1 protein-coding gene is annotated in these 425 nt (G+C 76.9%); it reads left to right on the forward strand.

The genetic code is table 11. The annotated features are described in order from the left end of the window. Positions 1-228: 228 nt before the first annotated feature. A partial coding sequence (locus FOE67_RS28375) for a hypothetical protein (RefSeq protein ID WP_182667642.1) occupies positions 229-425 on the forward strand: 197 nt, incomplete at its 3' end.

The raw sequence follows: 425 nt of genomic DNA on the forward strand, positions 1-425 counted from the left end.
TTCGTCGCCCCCGCCCGCCCCCGAACCGGGACCACGGCGGGAACCCGGGTACGGACCGGCCCAGTGGGCCGGAACGCCGCGCCCACCCGGTCCATCGCGTCGCGGTCCCCGGCGGGACACCGCGTCGCGCACGGGGCGGACGGCACCCCGCGCCGACCCCGCCGAACGGCACCACCCACCGCCGCCCGGGCACGTCATCCCCGTCCGGGCACGTCATCAAGGAGCGTTATGCCTCACCCCTGGCAGGACACGGAGCTGTCCGCCGCCGAACGCGCGGCCGATCTGCTGGCCCGGATGACCCTGGAGGAGAAGGTCGGTCAGCTCTCCGCCATCTGGCCCGGATCGGACGCGGGGGGCGAGGACGTCGCCCCGCTCCAGCACCAGTTCACCGGCAACGACGGCCCGCCCGGCTCCGCCCCCGGGCC

It is taken from the genome of Streptomyces calidiresistens, assembly GCF_014141525.1.
Taxonomy (GTDB): domain Bacteria; phylum Actinomycetota; class Actinomycetes; order Streptomycetales; family Streptomycetaceae; genus Streptomyces; species Streptomyces calidiresistens.